13 protein-coding genes and 3 pseudogenes are annotated in these 16,465 nt (G+C 69.7%); 13 read left to right on the top strand and 3 right to left on the bottom strand.

The annotated features are described in order from the left end of the window. The coding region (locus tag ACIRPU_RS42110; RefSeq protein WP_403877859.1) for an inositol monophosphatase family protein at positions 1 to 157 on the top strand (157 nt) is incomplete at its 5' end. Between the two features lie 42 nt (positions 158 to 199). Next, on the top strand, positions 200 to 796 hold the full coding sequence (locus tag ACIRPU_RS42105; protein WP_403877849.1) for an NADPH-dependent F420 reductase: 597 nt from the start codon (positions 200 to 202) through the stop codon (positions 794 to 796). Here the strand turns inward: ACIRPU_RS42105 and ACIRPU_RS42100 are convergent. Beyond that, positions 765 to 2,324 carry an SDR family oxidoreductase gene (locus ACIRPU_RS42100; RefSeq protein ID WP_403877846.1) on the bottom strand — a complete coding sequence of 520 codons (1,560 nt, stop codon included), beginning with the start codon at positions 2,322 to 2,324 and terminating at the stop codon, positions 765 to 767. The genes ACIRPU_RS42105 and ACIRPU_RS42100 overlap by 32 nt on opposite strands. Before the next feature lie 175 nt (positions 2,325 to 2,499). Here ACIRPU_RS42100 and ACIRPU_RS42095 point away from each other — a divergent pair, with 175 nt between their 5' ends. Beyond that, positions 2,500 to 3,108, top strand: a complete 609-nt coding sequence (locus tag ACIRPU_RS42095) for a TetR/AcrR family transcriptional regulator (RefSeq protein WP_403877843.1) — start codon at positions 2,500 to 2,502, stop codon at positions 3,106 to 3,108. 210 nt (positions 3,109 to 3,318) lie between these two features. On the opposite strand, the gene ACIRPU_RS42090 is transcribed toward ACIRPU_RS42095, so the two are convergent. Next, positions 3,319 to 4,227 (bottom strand): helix-turn-helix transcriptional regulator, encoded by a 909-nt coding sequence (locus ACIRPU_RS42090; protein ID WP_403877840.1) that lies wholly within the window; start codon positions 4,225 to 4,227, stop codon positions 3,319 to 3,321. Positions 4,228 to 4,351: 124 nt separating this feature from the next. Between ACIRPU_RS42090 and ACIRPU_RS42085 the strand changes: the two are divergent. From ACIRPU_RS42085 to ACIRPU_RS42060, 6 genes and pseudogenes are all read left to right on the top strand, one after another. Beyond that, a pseudogene (locus ACIRPU_RS42085) lies at positions 4,352 to 5,373 on the top strand (zinc-dependent alcohol dehydrogenase family protein). Between the two features lie 91 nt (positions 5,374 to 5,464). Beyond that, positions 5,465 to 6,232 carry a glucose 1-dehydrogenase gene (locus ACIRPU_RS42080; protein WP_403877837.1) on the top strand — a complete coding sequence of 256 codons (768 nt, stop codon included), beginning with the start codon at positions 5,465 to 5,467 and terminating at the stop codon, positions 6,230 to 6,232. Between the two features lie 391 nt (positions 6,233 to 6,623). Beyond that, complete coding sequence (locus tag ACIRPU_RS42075) at positions 6,624 to 7,268, top strand: (2Fe-2S)-binding protein (RefSeq protein ID WP_403877834.1); 645 nt, start codon at positions 6,624 to 6,626, stop codon at positions 7,266 to 7,268. A gap of 13 nt (positions 7,269 to 7,281) precedes the next feature. Continuing rightward, positions 7,282 to 8,257, top strand: a pseudogene (locus ACIRPU_RS42070) (FAD binding domain-containing protein). Positions 8,258 to 8,298: 41 nt separating this feature from the next. Further along, entirely contained in the window at positions 8,299 to 10,449 is a 2,151-nt protein-coding gene (locus ACIRPU_RS42065; protein WP_403877831.1) for a xanthine dehydrogenase family protein molybdopterin-binding subunit, read from the top strand. 169 nt (positions 10,450 to 10,618) lie between these two features. Further along, positions 10,619 to 11,794, top strand: coding sequence for an XdhC family protein (locus ACIRPU_RS42060; RefSeq protein WP_403877828.1), 1,176 nt, complete (start codon positions 10,619 to 10,621; stop codon positions 11,792 to 11,794). A gap of 218 nt (positions 11,795 to 12,012) precedes the next feature. Here the strand turns inward: ACIRPU_RS42060 and ACIRPU_RS42055 are convergent, their stop codons facing one another. Then, a complete protein-coding gene (locus ACIRPU_RS42055) occupies positions 12,013 to 12,723 on the bottom strand; it encodes a TetR/AcrR family transcriptional regulator (RefSeq protein ID WP_403877825.1) in 711 nt (236 codons plus the stop codon). Between the two features lie 136 nt (positions 12,724 to 12,859). On the opposite strand from ACIRPU_RS42055, the gene ACIRPU_RS42050 reads away from it, so the two are divergent. From ACIRPU_RS42050 to ACIRPU_RS42035, 4 genes and pseudogenes are all read left to right on the top strand, one after another. Continuing rightward, positions 12,860 to 13,561 (top strand): NAD(P)-dependent oxidoreductase, encoded by a 702-nt coding sequence (locus tag ACIRPU_RS42050; RefSeq protein ID WP_403877821.1) that lies wholly within the window; start codon positions 12,860 to 12,862, stop codon positions 13,559 to 13,561. Between the two features lie 85 nt (positions 13,562 to 13,646). Continuing rightward, complete coding sequence (locus ACIRPU_RS42045) at positions 13,647 to 14,027, top strand: hypothetical protein (RefSeq protein WP_403877818.1); 381 nt, start codon at positions 13,647 to 13,649, stop codon at positions 14,025 to 14,027. A 283-nt stretch (positions 14,028 to 14,310) separates the two neighbouring features. After that, positions 14,311 to 16,023 (top strand): LPXTG cell wall anchor domain-containing protein, encoded by a 1,713-nt coding sequence (locus ACIRPU_RS42040; protein ID WP_403877815.1) that lies wholly within the window; start codon positions 14,311 to 14,313, stop codon positions 16,021 to 16,023. 107 nt (positions 16,024 to 16,130) lie between these two features. Continuing rightward, positions 16,131 to 16,322: pseudogene (locus tag ACIRPU_RS42035) on the top strand (hypothetical protein); the annotation flags it as partial. Between the last annotated feature and the right edge of the window lie 143 nt (positions 16,323 to 16,465).

The raw sequence follows: 16,465 nt of genomic DNA, 5'->3' as shown, positions 1-16,465 counted from the left end.
CGCCCGCGCGGACCTGCTTCCCGGAGCGCTGCTCGTCACCGAGGCCGGCGGACGGATCTCCGACGCCGAGGGCCGCCCCTGGACCCCACAGAGCCAGAGCTTCCTGGCCGCCGCGCCCGGCGTCCACGCCGAGGCCGTATCCACGCTCTCGCGCTGACCACGCACCACACCCCGCACGCACGGAAGGGCCAAGAACACCATGACCACGATCGCAGTTCTCGGAAACGGCCGCGTCGGCGGCAACCTGGCCGCAGCCCTCACCCGGGCAGGACACGAAGTGACGGTGGCGGACCGCACGCCGGGCGCCGCCGCCGACGCCGCCCGCACAGCCCGGATCGTCATCAACGCCACCCCGGGCGCCGGCTCGCTGGACCGGCTCGCCGCTCTGCGCGAAGAACTCCGGGACAAGATCCTCGTCGACGTCTCCAATGCCACCACCGACGGAGCCGACGGACTGCCCGCCGACCTGATCTACCCCGGCTCCAGCCTCGCCGAACAACTCCAGGAAGCCCTCCCCGACACACACGTCGTCAAGACCCTCAACACCATGCTCTTCCCGGTGATGACCTCGCCGGCCACGCTCGCCCAGACTCCGACCGCGTTCCTCTCCGGCGAGGACCTGCAGGCCAAGCAGACCGTGCGCGAACTGCTCATCGACCTCGGCTGGCAGAAGGAATGGATCACCGACCTCGGCGGGATCCAGACCGCCCGCGCCACAGAGGCCGCGATCCTGTTCGTACCGCACGTCATCCGGTCCGCCGGATTCACACCCTTCGCGATCTCGATCGCCCGCTGACGGTCGAGCTGCGCCGGCTGGAGGTAGCCGGAGACGGCGCGTGGCATGGATGGCTTTTGTACTCGCGCCATGTCCTGGCGGCGGGCTGGTAGGGCTCGGTGAGCCGTTTGAAGCACAGCCCCTCCATGCCGGCGGCTGTCCAGCCCAGCCACTCGAGGCGGTGTGTGGGATGAAGGCCGGCTCGCCTTCGAGGGGCTCCAGTAACGCCTGCCCCGGCGCGGCAGCGCAGCGACCAGTTCCCCGTCGAGGCCGGTGTCGTCGGGCAGCTGCGCGGCCGAGTGACCGGCAGCCAGGCGCCGCCGAGTACCACGCACCCGTGCGTCCGCGTCCCGATCACGACACGTAGCATGACGCCGTCGAACCGCGAAATGGGGGCTGACCTGTGGGACTGATCGTCTGGCTCCTGATGTTGGTTCTCGTCGTTCCGCTGACGATCCTGTCGTATGTGATCGGTAAAAGGACATCCCCGAAGATCGGCCTGCTGTTCGCCGCGGGCTTGGTCGGTCCGCCCCTTGTGCTGCTGATCGCCCCGCTCGTCGAGGCAGGCGGTGCCTCCGAACCGTCGCCCCGCATCATCTACGGGAACCCGTACGAGCCTGGCTCGCTTGCGGACGCCCAATACAAGCGCGGCTTCGACTTCGCCGCAGGTCTCGCCAAGCAGGGGCAGGACCCGGCATCCGGCATGGCGGACGACATCGCTCGCTGGTGCAGCGACCGGCTGACGCCAGCAGCAGGCTTCAAGGGCACGGTCACCACGGCGATGATGCAGGGCTGCATCTCGGGATCCCAGGAGCGCTCCGCACCTCCGTCGACTGCTCCTACAGGCGCAGTCCCCGGGTCGCTGACCAGGATGGATGCCGCCGGAGACGGTGAGGTTGTCGCCGGTGATGTAGCCGGCGGCGTCCGAGGCGAGGAAGGCCACGGCTTCGGCGATGTCGGCGGGAGCGCCGACGCGGCCGAGCGGTACGTCCCGGGCCCAGGAGTCGATCATTTCCTGGGAGACGCCCATCTTGCTGTAGGCAGGGGTGTTGACCAGTCCTGGGCTGACGGCGTTGACGCGGATGCGGCGGGGGGCGAGTTCGAGGGCAAGGGACCGCATGAGGGGCAGCAGAGCGCCCTTGGCCGCTGTCATCGCGGCCCCGAGCCCTTCGGCGGCGCCCACGGTGAACACGACCGAGGCGCCCTCGTTGAGGAGCGGCAGCGCCTTTTGCAGGGTGAAGAAGTTTCCCTTGACGTTGATGTCGAACAGGGCGTCGAAGGCGTCTTCGTCGGTTGACTCGATCGGGCCGGGGCGGGAGATGCCCGCGTTGAGGAAGAGCAGGTCGAGGGAGCCGAGTTGCCGGCGCGCCTGGTCCATCGCCTGGTCGATGTCCGGCAGGGACCGCGCGTCGGCCCGGACAGCCGTGACGTCCTCGGGAAGTCCGGCGTCGGCGACATTGCCGAGGCCGGTGACCATGACGCGGTAGCCGCGGGAGTGGAGCAGTTCGGCGGTCGCCTTGCCGATGCCGCTGGTTCCACCGGTGATCAAAGCTGTGGGTGCAGGCATGATGCGCTCCTTTGCGTACTTCTGGGCGGGGGGCGGCTCTGTCCGTGGGGCAGTGGCGGTGCTGTGCCACCGCCCGCTGGCAGCGTATGACAGTCTGGCAGCGACTGCTAAACAGGATGTGACTGTCGGCCTGGCAGTGCTGAGCTAGTCTGGTGACATGAAGCAGGAAGCCAAGTCAGCGACGGGCGCACCGACCACGCTGTGGGACCGGACGCGGCAGCTGGCTTCCCAGGAGATCCTCGAGACGGCGCTGCGCCTGTTCACCGAGCAGGGCTACGACGAGACGACCATCGCCCAGATCGCCCGGGAGGCCGGCGTCTCCCAACGCACCCTCTTCCGCTACTTCGGCACCAAGGAGGACCTTCTCGGCGGCGGCCAGGACCGGTTCGGCCAGGTCCTGATGGACACGATCAGCGAACAGCCCGCCGATGCCGGTGTCTGGGAGGCCCTGCGCGCAGGGGTTGCTGCCGTACAGGCCTTGCACGACAGCCGCGAGCAGGCACTGGAGCGGTTCCGCCTCCTGCACAACACCGCCTCGCTTCGTGCCGGTTGGCTCGAAAAGCGACTGCGGTTCCAGGAGAACCTGCTGCCGCTCATCGAGACCCGTATGGACGCAGCTGCCGGCAACGAGGGCGCGAAGGCCCGCGCGGTGATCGCGACGGCGTTCGCGTGCCTGGACGCCGCATCGATGACGTGGGTCGCCAACGACGGCAAGGGCGACATCATGGACCTGTACGACGAGTGCCTGGCTGCGGTGCGCGGCTGACCCGCAGCGGCCAACCAGCCCGGAAACCGTGGACGGAAACGGGGCACATCCGCTGCCACAGACCGGGTCCGTATCCGGATCTCCCAGCTGGGTGCAGACGGGCCACGCTGGCGTCATGCGCAACGGCACCGATGGCACGTCCGCTCCGCTACCTGGACTCCACAAGACGGGTGCTCAAGTCAACCCTCGAAGGACTTCCGGAGCCGACCACTAAGGGTGACGCGGGCGATCGGGGCGTACTTCGTCGTGGGCTGTCTGCGGCTGCTTCTGCGGCTGCTTCTGCGTCTCGGCCCAGGTCGCCAGCAGGGTGAGACCGTCAGCGCTGGGCGTACCGGGATCTGCGGTGTAGGTGGTGATGGAGACGTGCGGGTCGCCGGGCAGGGCGAAGTCGTCGTACGCGAGGTGCATCCTGCCGACCGCCGGGTGGTGGACGACCTTGCGTCCGCGCGAGTGCCGGCGCACGTTGTGCTTGGCCCAGCGGGTGCTGAAATCGGTGCTACGCGTGGAGAGCTCGCCGATGAGTTCGGTCACCTGCCGGTCCAGCGGGTCGCGCCCGGCGGTCGCGCGGAGGACCGCGACCACCTGGTCTTTCGCCTCCTCGAGGTCGATGTAGTAGGCCTCCGCACGCGGGTCGAGGAACACGTATCTGGCGAGGTTCGGTGGCTGCCCGGCCATGGTGAAGAGGTCGACGTACAGAGCGCGGCCCAGGTCGTTGGCCGCGAGGAGATCGAGGCGGCCGTTCTGTACGACGGCCGGCACGCTCATGGAGTCGAGGACCTGATGCACCGACGCGGTGATGGGGGAGGTGCGCTCGGGGCGTTTGCGGCGTGAGCCGGGTGCGACGCTGCGTGCCAGGTCGTACAGGTGGGCACGCTCGTCGTCGTCGAGTTGCAGCGCACGGGCGATCGCGTCGAGGACGCTCTCGGACGCGCCGCCGAGCTGGCCGCGCTCCATGCGGGTGTAGTACTCGACGCTGAGGCCGGCGAGCATCGCGACCTCCTCGCGCCGCAGTCCTTTGACGCGGCGGTTGCCTCCGACGTAGGGCAGCCCGGCCTGCTCGGGCGTGATCCGGGCCCGGCGGCTCATGAGGAAGCCCCGGATCTCCTGCTGAAACTCCATGCCTTCAAGGCTAGGGCGGCTGTTCCTGATGTGGGGGTCCCTGAGAGTGCCTGGCAGGCATCCGCGAGGCGAGGGACGGTGGTCAGGAACCCCAGAAAATCTGTGTGAAAAGGAATGCTGCAATATGCGTGGAGCTGTCATTCATGCCCCGGGCGACGTCCGGGTGGAAGAGCGCGAGAACCCCACGATCGTCGCACCGACGGATGCGATCATCCGTGTGTCGGCGGCCTGTGTGTGCGGTTCGGACCTGTGGGACTACCGCGGCATCAACGAGGTGACACAGCCGACCCCGATCGGGCACGAGTACGTCGGCGTGGTCACCGAGATCGGCGACGAGGTGAAGAACATCGCGGTCGGTGACTTCGTCATCGGTTCGTTCTTCGCCTCGGACAACACCTGTGAGATCTGCCAGGCCGGCTATCAGTCGCGGTGCGCGCATGCCGAGTTCGTCCGCGCCGGCGGGGCGCAGGCGGAGTTCCTGCGGGTGCCGCTGGCCGACGGCGCCCTCGTCGCCACCCCCGGAACGCCGGACGACGACCTGATCCCTCGCTCCTGGCCGCCTCCGACGTGCTGGGGACGGGCTGGTTCGGCGCCGTGGCCGCCGAGGCCGGGCCGGGCAAGACCGTGGCCGTGGTCGGCGACGGAGCCGTGGGCCTGCTCGCCGTCCTGGCCGCGAAGCAGCTGGGAGCGGAGCGGATCATCGCCATGTCGCGGCACGCGTCGCGTCAGAAGCTCGCCCGTGAGTTCGGCGCGACCGACATCGTCGAAGAGCGCGGCGACGAGGGCGTAGCCAGGATCAAGGAGCTCACCGGCGGACACGGCGCCCACAGCGTGATCGAGGCCGTCGGCACCCAGGAGTCGATGATGCAGGCCATCCGCTCCACCCGCCCGGGCGGACACGTGGGATACGTGGGTGTGGCCCACGGGGTGGAGCTTCCGGGCGAGGAACTGTTCTTCGCCAACGTGCACCTGCACGGCGGCCCCGCTCCCGTGCGCCGGTTCCTGCCCGAGCTGGTCCAGCTCATCTGGGACCGCAAGATCGACCCGGGCAAGGTCTTCGACCTCACCCTCCCACTCGATGAGGCCGCAGAGGGATTCAAGGCGATGGACGAGCGCCGCGCCATCAAGACCCTGCTCAAGCCCTGACCCCTCACCTGCACATGTCAGACGCCTCCGCCTGGGACCTCGAAGATTCTGGGCAGGTGGCTGGACCTTGTTGTTTCACCGGGAGAACATCATGAACCCCACCTACGACTTCTCCGGGCAGGTCGCCTTCGTCACCGGCGCCGCCTCCGGCATGGGCCTGGCAGCCGCCCGCGCCTTCGCCGACTCCGGCGCCGCCGTGGTGCTGGCCGACCGCGACCCCGATGCCGTCCACAAAGCAGCCGAGGAAATCACCGGCCGCGGAGGGCGCGCGATCGGTGTGGTCTGCGACGTCACCGACGAACAGCAAGTGGAAGCGGCAGTGCGGCGCGCGGTGACGGAGTACGGCCGGCTGGACATGGCGTTCAACAATGCCGGCATCCAGGTGCCGCCGACCGACGCGGCCGACGAGACGGCCGACTCCTTCGACCGGGTCAACGCCGTCAACCTGCGTGGTGTCTGGGCGTCGATGAAGCACGAACTGCGGCAGATGCGAGAGCAGGGCAGCGGCGCCATCGTCAACTGCTCGTCCCTGGGCGGGCTCGTCGGGCTGCCCGAGCGTGCGGCCTACCACGCCTCCAAGCACGGCGTCATCGGCCTGACCCGCAGCGCCGCGGTCGAGTACGCGCCCCGGGGCATCCGCATCAACGCCGTGTGCCCCGGCGTCATCGAGACCCCGATGGTCGCCGACATGGTCGAGAACCAGGCCGACGCCATGGCCGCGATCCTCAAGGAACAGCCCATCGGCCGCCTGGGCGCAGCGGACGAGGCCGCAGCGGCCGTCCTGTGGTTGTGCAGTCCCGGCGCCAGCTTTGTCACCGCCACCGCTCTCCCCGTCGATGGCGGCTTCACCGCCCACTGAGGTGTGAGGCCGGCCGCAGAGCCAGCACCGTACAGGAGACGACAAGGGCCGGCTTTCACTCCGTCCCCGGCGCCGGACACGTGGGCCCCTACGACAAGACGGCCCTGATGCTGTTCGACACGCTGGAGGAGTTGTTCACCAAGAACCCCCCGTGAGCACCACCTTGCGGCCCGGTGCTGGTGCGGGCCCGCATCACGGAACGGATGCCCGACATCCTCGGCTCAGCAGCCGGATTCTTCCCGCCTCACCCGCACCCTCTCCCCGGGCATCCGTCACCACTCCGCCTCATGGCGACGCACATAACGCACATAACGCCCCCTGCAAACGACGACACCTCCTCCTGCCCAGCCGCGGTCGCGGCTGATCCGCCCAGCGATGCGAAGGCGTACCCATGTCCAGTGAATCTGTGTCTGCTGTTCCATCGCCCACTGAACCGGGCGATCCCTCCTCGGCGCCCACTCGGCGGACCTTCATCGCCACCACCACCGCGGTTGGTGGCGTTGCTGTCGCGGGCGGCGTGATCGGAGGGTCCTTCCTCGTCGGCTCGGAGGAAGCGGCAGCTACCGTGCCGCCGGCGAGCCAAGTGTCCCTGACGGTGAACGGCACCCGGCGGGCGGTGACGGTGGACAACCGCACCTCGCTGCTGGACCTGCTGCGCGAGCACTTCGGTCTCACCGGTTCCAAGAAGGGCTGCAACGCCGGAGCGTGCGGTGCGTGCACGGTGCTGGTCGACGGGCAGCGCCACAACGCCTGCCTGACGCTCGCGGTGCGTCTGGAGGGCGCCGAGGTCACCACGATCGAGGGCCTGGCGGACGGGGAGCGACTGCACCCGCTGCAGCAGGCGTTCATCGACGAGGACGCCTTCCAGTGCGGCTACTGCACCCCCGGCCAGATCATGTCGGGCGTCGGGTGCATCAAGGAGGGCCACACCGGCTCCCCGGAGGAGATCCGGGAGTGGATGAGCGGCAACATCTGCCGCTGCGGCTGTTACGTGAAGATCGTGCGCGCGGTCGAACAGACCGCCGGCCGGAAGTGAGGAGCGGCCTTTCATGCATCCCTTCTCCTACACTCGCGTCTCCGACACGCGTGAGGCCATCGACGCCGGTCGCCGCGGCGGCCGTTACATCGCCGGGGGCACCACCCTGGTCGACCTGATGCGCGAGACCGTGGAGCGCCCCGAGAGCCTGGTCGACATCAGCGGCCTGCCGCTGCGTCAGGTCAGAGCCACCGAGGGGGGTGGACTGCGGATCGGTGCGCTGGTGCGGATGGCCGAAGCTGCCGCCCAAGGTACGCGCCCTGTATCCCGTGATCTCCGAGTCGCTGGAACTGAGCGCGTCCGCCCAGCTGAGCAACATGGCCACCATCGGCGGCAACATCATGCAGCGCACCCGCTGCACCTACTTCCGTGACGTGACGGCCGCCTGCAACAAGCGCGAACCGGGCTTGGGTTGTGCCGCGCTGAAGGGCCACAACCGCACCCACGCGATCCTCGGCACCTCCGACGCCTGCGTGGCCACGCACCCCTCCGACGTCGCCGTGGCGTTCGCCGCCCTGGACGCGACCGTGCACCTGCTGGGCCGGGACGGGGAACGCCGTATCCCCTTCGCTGACTTCCTGCTGCAGCCCGGCAGTACCCCCAACCGTGAACAGGCCATCCGACAGGGCGAGTTGATCACCGCTGTCGAGATCCCCGCGCTCCCGCGTCCGCTGAAGTCGGGCTATCTGAAGGTGCGCGACCGGCAGTCCTACGAGTTCGCCCTCACCTCGGCGGCCGTCGCCCTGCACATACGCGGCGGGGTCATCCGCGAGGCCAAGGTCGCCGCCGGAGGCGTAGGCACCGTGCCCTGGAAGCTGCCCGCCGTGGAACGGCACCTGGTCGGCGAACGCCCGTCCGCAGCCCTCTGGGCAGCCGCCGCGGACAAGGCAGCCGACGGGGCACGACCGCTGCGGTACAACCGGTTCAAGCCCGAGTTGCTCAAGCGGACCGTCGAGCGTCAGCTGCGCGTCGTGGGAGGCACGAAGTGAGTCCCTAGCCCCAGGCCGCCGTCGGCGCGCCGCTGTCCCGGGTGGACGGACGGCTCAAGGTCACCGGCCAGGCCCTGTACGCCGCCGAGCACGACGTCGAGAACGTCCTGCACGCGGTCATCGTCGACGCGAGCATCGGCCTGGGCCGCATCACCTCCGTCGACACCGGTGCCGCCGAAACGCACCCTGGCGTGCTGCGGGTGATCCATCACCGCAACGCGCCGAAGCTGCCGTACCTCGACAACCCCGGTTCGAACAACCCTGAGGGCCGGCGGCTGCGGATCTTCCAGGACGACGGGGTCCTCTTCCACGGCCAGCCGGTCGCCGTCGTCGTCGCCACCACCCTGGAGGCCGCGCAGCACGGCGCGAGCCTGGTGAAAGTCGGCTACGACGCGAAGAAGCCCTCGACCGACATGGCCAAGGCGAAGCCGGACGCGCCGACCAGGTACGCGCGCGGTGACGCCGCCGCCGGGCTGCGCGACGCGGCGGTGCGCATGGACCTCGACTACCGCATGGCGCGCAACCACCAGAACCCCATGGAACCGCACGCCACCATCGCCCGCTGGAACGGCGACGAGCTGACCGTGTGGGACAAGACCCAGTGGGTGGTCGGCACCCAGACCGAACTCTCCACGGTGTTCGACCTGCCCATGAAGTCGGTGCGGGTCATCTCGCCGTTCGTCGGGGGCGGCTTCGGCAGCGGGCTGCGCTGCTGGCCGCACACCGTGGTCGCAGCCCTCGCCGCCCGCGAGCTGAAACGTCCCGTCAAAGTCGTCCTGACCGGTCGTCAGATGTACTTCGGCACCGGCTTTCGGCCCTCCTACGACTACCGCCTGCGGCTCGGCAGCGACCGGCGGGGCCGGCTGACCGCCATGGTGCACGAGAGGGACGCGGAGACCTCGTCGTACGAAAAGTTCGAAGAGGCCATCATGCGCGCCGGCCAGATGTTCTACAGCACGCCCAACGTCAGCCAGGCGTACCGGAAGGTACCGCTGGACGTGAACACCCCGCTGTACATGCGGGGCCCCGGCTTCGCGAACGCGTCCTTCGCCATCGAGTCGGCCATGGACGAGCTCGCGAACAGGCTCGGCGTCGACCCGATCGAGCTGCGGCTGCGCAACGAGCCGGCCGAGGACGAGTCGAACGGGCTGCCCTGGTCCACCCGCAAGCTGCGCGAGTGTTACACCGTGGGCGCCCGGGAGTTCGGCTGGGACCGGCGCAACGCCAAGCCGCGCTCGACGCGTGACGGCGACTGGCTGATCGGTCTGGGCATGGCCGCGGCCGTGTACGACCCCGGGCGTTTCCCCGCGCAGGCCCGGGTCCGCCTGGACGCCGACGGTACCGCGGTGGCCGAGGCCGCCACCATCGACATGGGGCCGGGCACCTACACCTCCCAGACCCAGGTCGCCGCGGACGCCCTCGGGCTGACCATGCGCAACGTGACCTTCAGGCTCGGCGACTCCCTCTACCCGCCGACTCCGCCGCACGGCGGCTCGATGACCATGACGGTCGTCGGCTCCGCCGTTCTCGACGGGTGCGACAAGGTCCGCGGCCAGGCGATCAAGCTGGCCGTCGAGGACGAGCAGTCGCCCCTGTACGGCGTGAAGGCCGAGGAGGTCGTCGTCCGCAACGGCCGGCTGCACGTGCAGGACGCCCCGGCCCGCGGCGAGACCTACCAGCGGCTGCTGTCCCGCAACAGGCTCACCCACCTGGAGGCCGTCGGCGCGTACGCCGGGGCGCCGGAACCAGCGCGGCACTCGTACTTCTCCTACGGCGCGGTCTTCACCGAGGTCGGCGTGGACGCCACGCTCGGCCTGGTCCGGGTGCGGCGGATGCTCGGGGTGTACGACGTGGGCCGCATCGTCAGCCCCAAGCTGGCCGACAGCCAGGCACTGGGCGGCATGGTGGGCGGCATCGGCCAGGCGCTGCTGGAGCACACGGTCACCGACCACCGCGACGGCAGGATCGTGAACGCGAGCCTCGCCGACTACCTCGTGCCCGTGAACGCCGACATCCCCGACCTCAAGGCGATCTACCTGGAGGGCGAGGACCCCGATGCCGACCCGCTCGGCGTCAAGGGGATCGGAGAGATCGTCCAGGTCGGTGTGGCAGCCGCCATCGCCAACGAGGTCCACAACGCCACCGGCCGCCGCATCCGCGAACTCCCCATCACCGCGGAGGCGTTGCTCTGAGCCGGGGCGCCCTGGTCCATGGAGGAGAAGCCCAGTGCCCAGGGCGTCCCCCTGCCCGTCCGGCAGTCGGTCCCCCCGTCCGGCTGCCGGACCTTCCAGGGCCGCCGCCGCGTTCCCGCCCCCGTGGAGCGCAGCGGCGGCCCTTCCCCATACCCACGGAGACAGGCCCATGTTCAACATCGCGGACATACTGCACCGCTGGTGCCGTGAAGCACGCCCCTTCGCCCTGGCCACCGTCGTCGACGTCCACGGCAGCGCACCCCTGCCGGCCGGTACGTCGGTCGCGGTGGACATGGACGGCAACGCCGCCGGCAGCATCTCCGGTGGCTGCGTCGAGGGTGCCGTCTACGAGCTGTGCCGGCAGGTACTAGAGGAAGAGGGCGAGCCCAAGCGCGCCTGGTTCGGCTACTCCGACGACGACGCCTTCGCCGTCGGACTGACCTGCGGCGGCGAACTCGACGTCCTGGTCCAGCGCATCGACCCCGCAGCGCAGCCCCACCTGGCCGTCGCGTTCGACGAGGTCCGTCGGGGCAGGCCCACGGCTGTGGCACAGATAGTCAACGGTCCCGAGAGACTCCTTGGACGCACGTCGTGTGTCCTCGGAGACGTCGACACCGCCCACGCAACCCTGGACGACGGGGAGCTGGACCGGACGGTGACGGACCAAGCCGCTGTCCTACTGCGAGCCGGACGCACCGCACGCGTCGAGGTCGGCGGCGACGCGGACACCTGCCCCGATAAGCTGTCCGTCCTCGTCCACGTCCACGCGTCCCGGCCGCGCATGCTGATCTTCGGCGCCGTCGACTTCGCCGCAGCCCTCAGCCGGATCGGACACCTCCTGGGCTACCGGGTCACCGTGTGCGACGCACGCCCGGTCTTCGCCACGGCGGACCGGTTCCCGGAGGCGGACGACGTCGTGGTCGACTGGCCCCACCGGTACCTGGAACGAACCCGGGTCGACGCCCGCACCGCGATCTGCGTCCTCACGCACGACGCCAAGTTCGACATCCCCCTGCTGCGCCTCGCTCTCGACCTGCCCGTCGGCTACGTCGGCGCGATGGGATCCCGGCGCACCCACGACGAACGCCTGCGACGCCTGCGCGAAGCCGGTGTGCCCGAGGCCCGGCTGGCCCGGCTGCGCTCACCGATCGGGCTCGACCTCGGCGCCCGCACACCGGAGGGGACGGCTGTCTCCATCACCGCGGAGATCATCTCCCACGCCAACCACGCCACCGGCCTGCCTCTGTCCGACGGCAGGGGTCCGATTCATGGACCGCTCGTCCGACGCCAGGTCGACGGTCGGAGTAGCCCCTACCTTGCCGCACGCGTCGGCGTGGACCGCTGAGGCCAACAGACCGGCCTGCGCACGGCTCGGCGGTTCGGATGTGGTCCAGGCCGGGGGATCGGTGCTCGAGCACCACGCATTTTCCCAGGAGGACGTCCTTCGGCGTGGTGCGCAAGGTGGTGGGATCGCTGCCCCGGCGTTGGTTGCGTGCCTGCGGGCGACAAGGCGGCGGCCCCACAGCCGGCTCAGCTCGCGGGCGCGCCCCTTGTGCGGGGCCGTTACCCCTGCGGGGTGATGCGCAAGGTCCGGATGAGCTGGGCCAGTTCTTCACGAAAGAGCTTTCCCGGGCTAAGGGCCTGGGTCTGTAGGTGGCCGTAGATCTCAAGTGACACCAGGCCGTGCAGGTGGCTCCAGATGCGCAGGGCGAGAGCCACGGCGGCCGGGGGCAGGTCGGGGAAGGCCGGGCGGACCTTGTCGAGGAGACCGGTGTCGAAGTCGGACCACTCGAAGTCGCTGTCCGCGTAGCGGTGTTCGGCGTGCGGCCAGGCGGCGGCCGCCAGCGCGGTGATGCCGGTACAGACACGGTGGGCGGCGTCCGGGGCGGCGCCGCCCTCGGGGGGCCGGTAGCCGGGCACGGGGTCACCGTAGATGAGACGGAAGCCCTCGGGGTTGGCCAGCGCCCAGTTCCTGAAGGCGCAGGCCCATGCCTGGATCCGGGCGGCCGGGTTCTCGGCGGGGGCGGCGTCCCAGGCGGCGTCCACCGTGTCGGCCAGCGAGGTGTAGACGTTGTTGATCAGCGTGGTGACCAAGTCGTCACGGGTGGCGAAGTAGCCGTAGATGGCGTTGGCCGTCATCCCCATCTCGCGAGCGATGGCCCGCAGCGTGATCGCGTCGGGTCCTCCCGAGGCCATCAGCTCCAGCGCGACCTTCTTGATCTCGGCGGTCGTCTCGGCCCGCAAACGCTCGCGGCGCCCTTTGATGCTTCCCACGCTTCCCACGATCACTCACTCTACAGCGTCACAATACTGGGTGCCGTATCAATACTTCACGCCGTATAGTCACTGCGTGCCGTGAAGAGAAGATGACGGCACGGGCAACTGACGCATGAGCAACCAGGGGAGAGCCATGCACATCGGAGTCATCGGGGCCACGGGCGGCATCGGCAGTCGCGTCGTCACCGAAGCACTCGGCCGGGGGCACCACGTCAGGGCCTTCAGCCGCGACGCCACGCGGATCGACGAGGACCGGAGGAACGTCGTCTGGCAGAGCGTCGACGTCCTCGACGCCGACGCCATCGCCGCCGTCATACCCGGCCTCGACGTCCTGATCAGCGGGTTCCAGCCCGGAAATGCCGCCAAGGACATCGCCGACACGGTGGCCCGCTCGATCGCCGATCCCACGGTGTACGCCACAGCCGCGCGAGCACTCCTGAAGGCGCTGGAGAGCCATCCCCGGACCCGGCTTATCGTCATCGGCGGCGCCGGCAGTCTGGAGATCGAGCCCGGACTCGTACGGGCCGACTCCGACGAGCTATTGCGCGAAACCCTCGACGCGATCGGCCTGCCGAGGGAGTACACCGCCGCGGTGCGCGGCCACCGGGACGCCTTGGACGTCCTGCGTACCTCCAACCGGTTGTGGACCTACTTCAGCCCCGCGGAGGACATAGCGCCCGGCGAGCGTACGGGCCGGTTCCGGATCGGCGGTGATCAGCCCGTACTCGACGCGGACGGGCGCAGCCGCATCTCGGTTGAGGACGCCGCCGTCGCCCTCGTCGATGAGGCCGAACTGCCCCGTTTCGTCCAGCGCCGCTTCACCATCGGCTACTGAACCGACGGCTGCGGACCAACCCGGGGATACGAGGCAGCAGCGCTGGATGGCCACGGGGGCCGAGGACTTGTGCGGAGCCGCCTGGGTGGAGCTTCCACAGCGGTGGCTGAGCGAGCGCGGGCCCTCACCGGCCCATGACCGGGAAGACCTGGCCTCTGAGCTGCTCATGCTGATCTGCGGAGTCGCCGTCCGTCCTGCTCTGCCGTGGATGCTCACCCGCACGCACCGGCAACTCGCCACTGTGATGGCTCAGGTCCGAGACCCGGACGGATTCGCGCGCCTGCACCAGCTGGCCGCCGCCGGGCCGGCGAGCTCGCGCAAGGATGCGCAGATCGCCGCGACGCGGATCGCCACCCTGCTGGCGCCGGCCACGGTGGCTGCGGCAGCCGTCTGTCTTTTCCCGTGCTTCCTGTGCGGCTTCAGCCGCTCGGCCACCGAGGGGCGGTGTGCGGCCGGAAGCATGTGATGGTTCGCGCCGTCGAGGTGGAAAGGGAGCCCGGGCGTGTCACCGGGGCACGGGGTCACCGGGTCCGGTGAGACGGTGCGACCACGTCTCGGCGAAAAAACGATTGAGCCGGCAACCTTTTCGCTCTGACTGGCCACTTACGGGTGTACCGACGAGGGCGAGCCGTGGTCAGCGGCGCTACGCCCTCTGTGTCAACACCCGATCGGAGCACAACGTGTCACCAAACGACCCGAGATCCGCCGAGCAGCCGACGCCTTGGGATCGCACGCCCCGCCGTAGCCGGATGCGCCGGCGCTTTGTCGTGGGGGCGGTGGCGGTGCTCGCCGCCTCGGCCGGTGTCGGAGCCCTGGCGCCCAGTGCGGGCGCCGCGGCGACCGTCAACATCCGTGTGGATGCCGGTATCTCCCTGGGCAGGGTGCCCAGCAGTGGTGTCGGCCTCAATACGGGCGTGGGCGACGACCACATGGGCACCGCCAAGGTGACATCGCTGATGAAAGGCGCGGGAGTTCGGCAGCTGCGCTTTCCCGGCGGCTCCGGCGCGGACGGCTACCACTGGAAGACCCACACCATGGTCGGTGGCGGCTACGTCGCGCCCAACACCGACTTCGACCACTTCATGGCGACCGCGAAGAAGGTCGGCGCCCAGCCGATCGTGACCGCGAACTACGGTTCCGGCACCCCCCAGGAGGCTGCCGACTGGGTCAAGTACGCCAACGTCGACAAGGGTTACGGCGTGAAGTACTGGGAGATCGGCAACGAGGTATACGGCAACGGGCACTACAGCGACGGCAAGGGCTGGGAAATCGACAACCACGCCGACAAAAGCCCGACGGCGTACGCGAAGAACCTGGTCGCCTACGCGAAGGCGATGAAGGCCGTGGACCCCAAGGTGAAGATCGGAGCGGTGCTCACCACCCCCAGTGGCTGGCCGGATTCGATCAAGGCCCCCGGTGACAGCGCCGACTGGAACCACACGGTGCTCTCCATCGCCGGAAGCTCGATCGACTTCGCCATCGTCCACTGGTATCCGGGCGGCACCACCACGGCCGACCTGCTGAACACCCCCTCCCGGATCGCCGGTGTCACGTCCACGCTGCGCTCGCTGATCACCACCTACGCGGGCTCGCACGCCGCCTCGGTCGAGATCGCGGTCACCGAGACCGACGCTGCCTTCTCGCCCGCCCTGACCAGCCAGGCCGCGGCCCTGTTCGCGCCGGACACCTACATGACCTGGTTCGAGCAGGGTGCCACCCACGTGGACTGGTGGAACCTGCACAACGGCACGAGCGAAGCACCCACCACCGTCAACGGCCAGACCGACTACCAGGACGGGGGCATGCTCTCCGCCGGCACCTGCGCCGGGGGGAAGTGCGAACCGGCGCGCGACACGCCTTTCCCCACCTACTGGGGCATCCGCTCGCTGACCGCACTGGCGCAGCCCGGCGACACCATGGTCAAGTCGTCCTCGGGCAAATCGTCGGTCGCTGTGCACGCGGTGCGAAGCAGCAACGGCGGTCTGAACGTCATGCTGATCAACAAGAGCCCGCAGAACGCGGCGCAGGTGTCGCTCTCGTACGCCGGATTCACCCCGGCCGCAGGGGCGGTCACGACCGTGTCGTATGCCAAGGGCGGCACCGCCCTGACGACGGCGAAGCGGGGCACGGCGGTCGCACAGACGCTGCCGCCGTACTCGATCACGACCCTTCAGCTGAAGTCCGCGCCGGGGACCGCCAGCGCTGACAAGCCGTCAGCCGCCCCCACACCGACTGCCGCCGCGCCGGTTGTCTCCGCCTCCAGCATGACCGGCACCCGTGCCCAGGGGGAATTCGGCACACCCGTCGGCCAGCCGACCCCGAGCAGCACGTCCGGCGGCCTGGCTTCCACCGGGGCAAGCAGCGCTGTCACGTACAGCGGCCTCGGTGGCCTGCTGGTCATCGCTGCCGGCGGGGTGCTGGTGCTTCGCGGACGTCGCCGCAGGGGGTTGCACGGGAAGTGAGACCGCGGAGTGACTGACGGCCCGGCAGCAACGCAACCCACCCGTGGCGTGCGCGCCGGGCCGTCGGCCTCCGCGCCGGCGTCGGCGGTCAGGAAACAAACAAGGCCCGGGTCGTTGACCTGGACCTGGCCTACCTCGGCACCGGTCCCGACCCGTGGGGCGGCCCACGGGCCGCGTTCCGGGCCACCGTGGAACTGCCGCGCGAGGACTTCGCGATGAGCTACAACCAGGCCGGCACGGCCGCCATCGGCACCACGCTCCGCGTCGGGATCGACCTCCAGGCCGTCCACGGCCCGAGCGAGTTCTGGGCCAGGGGCCTGGACGACCAGCAGAATCGGCCGAGAGGGTCCTCCTCCTCTCCGGCGCCAAGCTGCCGGCCAAGCCATGATCGTTCTCGGCGCCAACGGCTGTTCCGATGTCCCAAGGCCGGCCCCAACGGCCG

Origin of the sequence: Streptomyces sp. NPDC102259, from assembly GCF_044766465.1 — a bacterium.
Lineage (GTDB): Bacteria > Actinomycetota > Actinomycetes > Streptomycetales > Streptomycetaceae > Streptomyces.
This window is presented reverse-complemented; position numbering and strand designations above follow the sequence as displayed.

Bases quoted from the DNA above. Each gene is read 5' to 3' on its own strand.
- ACIRPU_RS42105 (WP_403877849.1), top strand. From the start codon at position 200: ATGACCACGATCGCAGTTCTCGGAAACGGCCGCGTCGGCGGCAACCTG.
- ACIRPU_RS42075 (WP_403877834.1), top strand. From the start codon at position 6,624: ATGTCCAGTGAATCTGTGTCTGCTGTTCCATCGCCCACTGAACCGGGC.
- ACIRPU_RS42090 (WP_403877840.1), bottom strand. From the start codon at position 4,227: ATGGAGTTTCAGCAGGAGATCCGGGGCTTCCTCATGAGCCGCCGGGCC.
- ACIRPU_RS42080 (WP_403877837.1), top strand. From the start codon at position 5,465: ATGAACCCCACCTACGACTTCTCCGGGCAGGTCGCCTTCGTCACCGGC.
- ACIRPU_RS42060 (WP_403877828.1), top strand. From the start codon at position 10,619: ATGTTCAACATCGCGGACATACTGCACCGCTGGTGCCGTGAAGCACGC.
- ACIRPU_RS42040 (WP_403877815.1), top strand. From the start codon at position 14,311: ATGCGCCGGCGCTTTGTCGTGGGGGCGGTGGCGGTGCTCGCCGCCTCG.
- ACIRPU_RS42095 (WP_403877843.1), top strand. From the start codon at position 2,500: ATGAAGCAGGAAGCCAAGTCAGCGACGGGCGCACCGACCACGCTGTGG.
- ACIRPU_RS42050 (WP_403877821.1), top strand. From the start codon at position 12,860: ATGCACATCGGAGTCATCGGGGCCACGGGCGGCATCGGCAGTCGCGTC.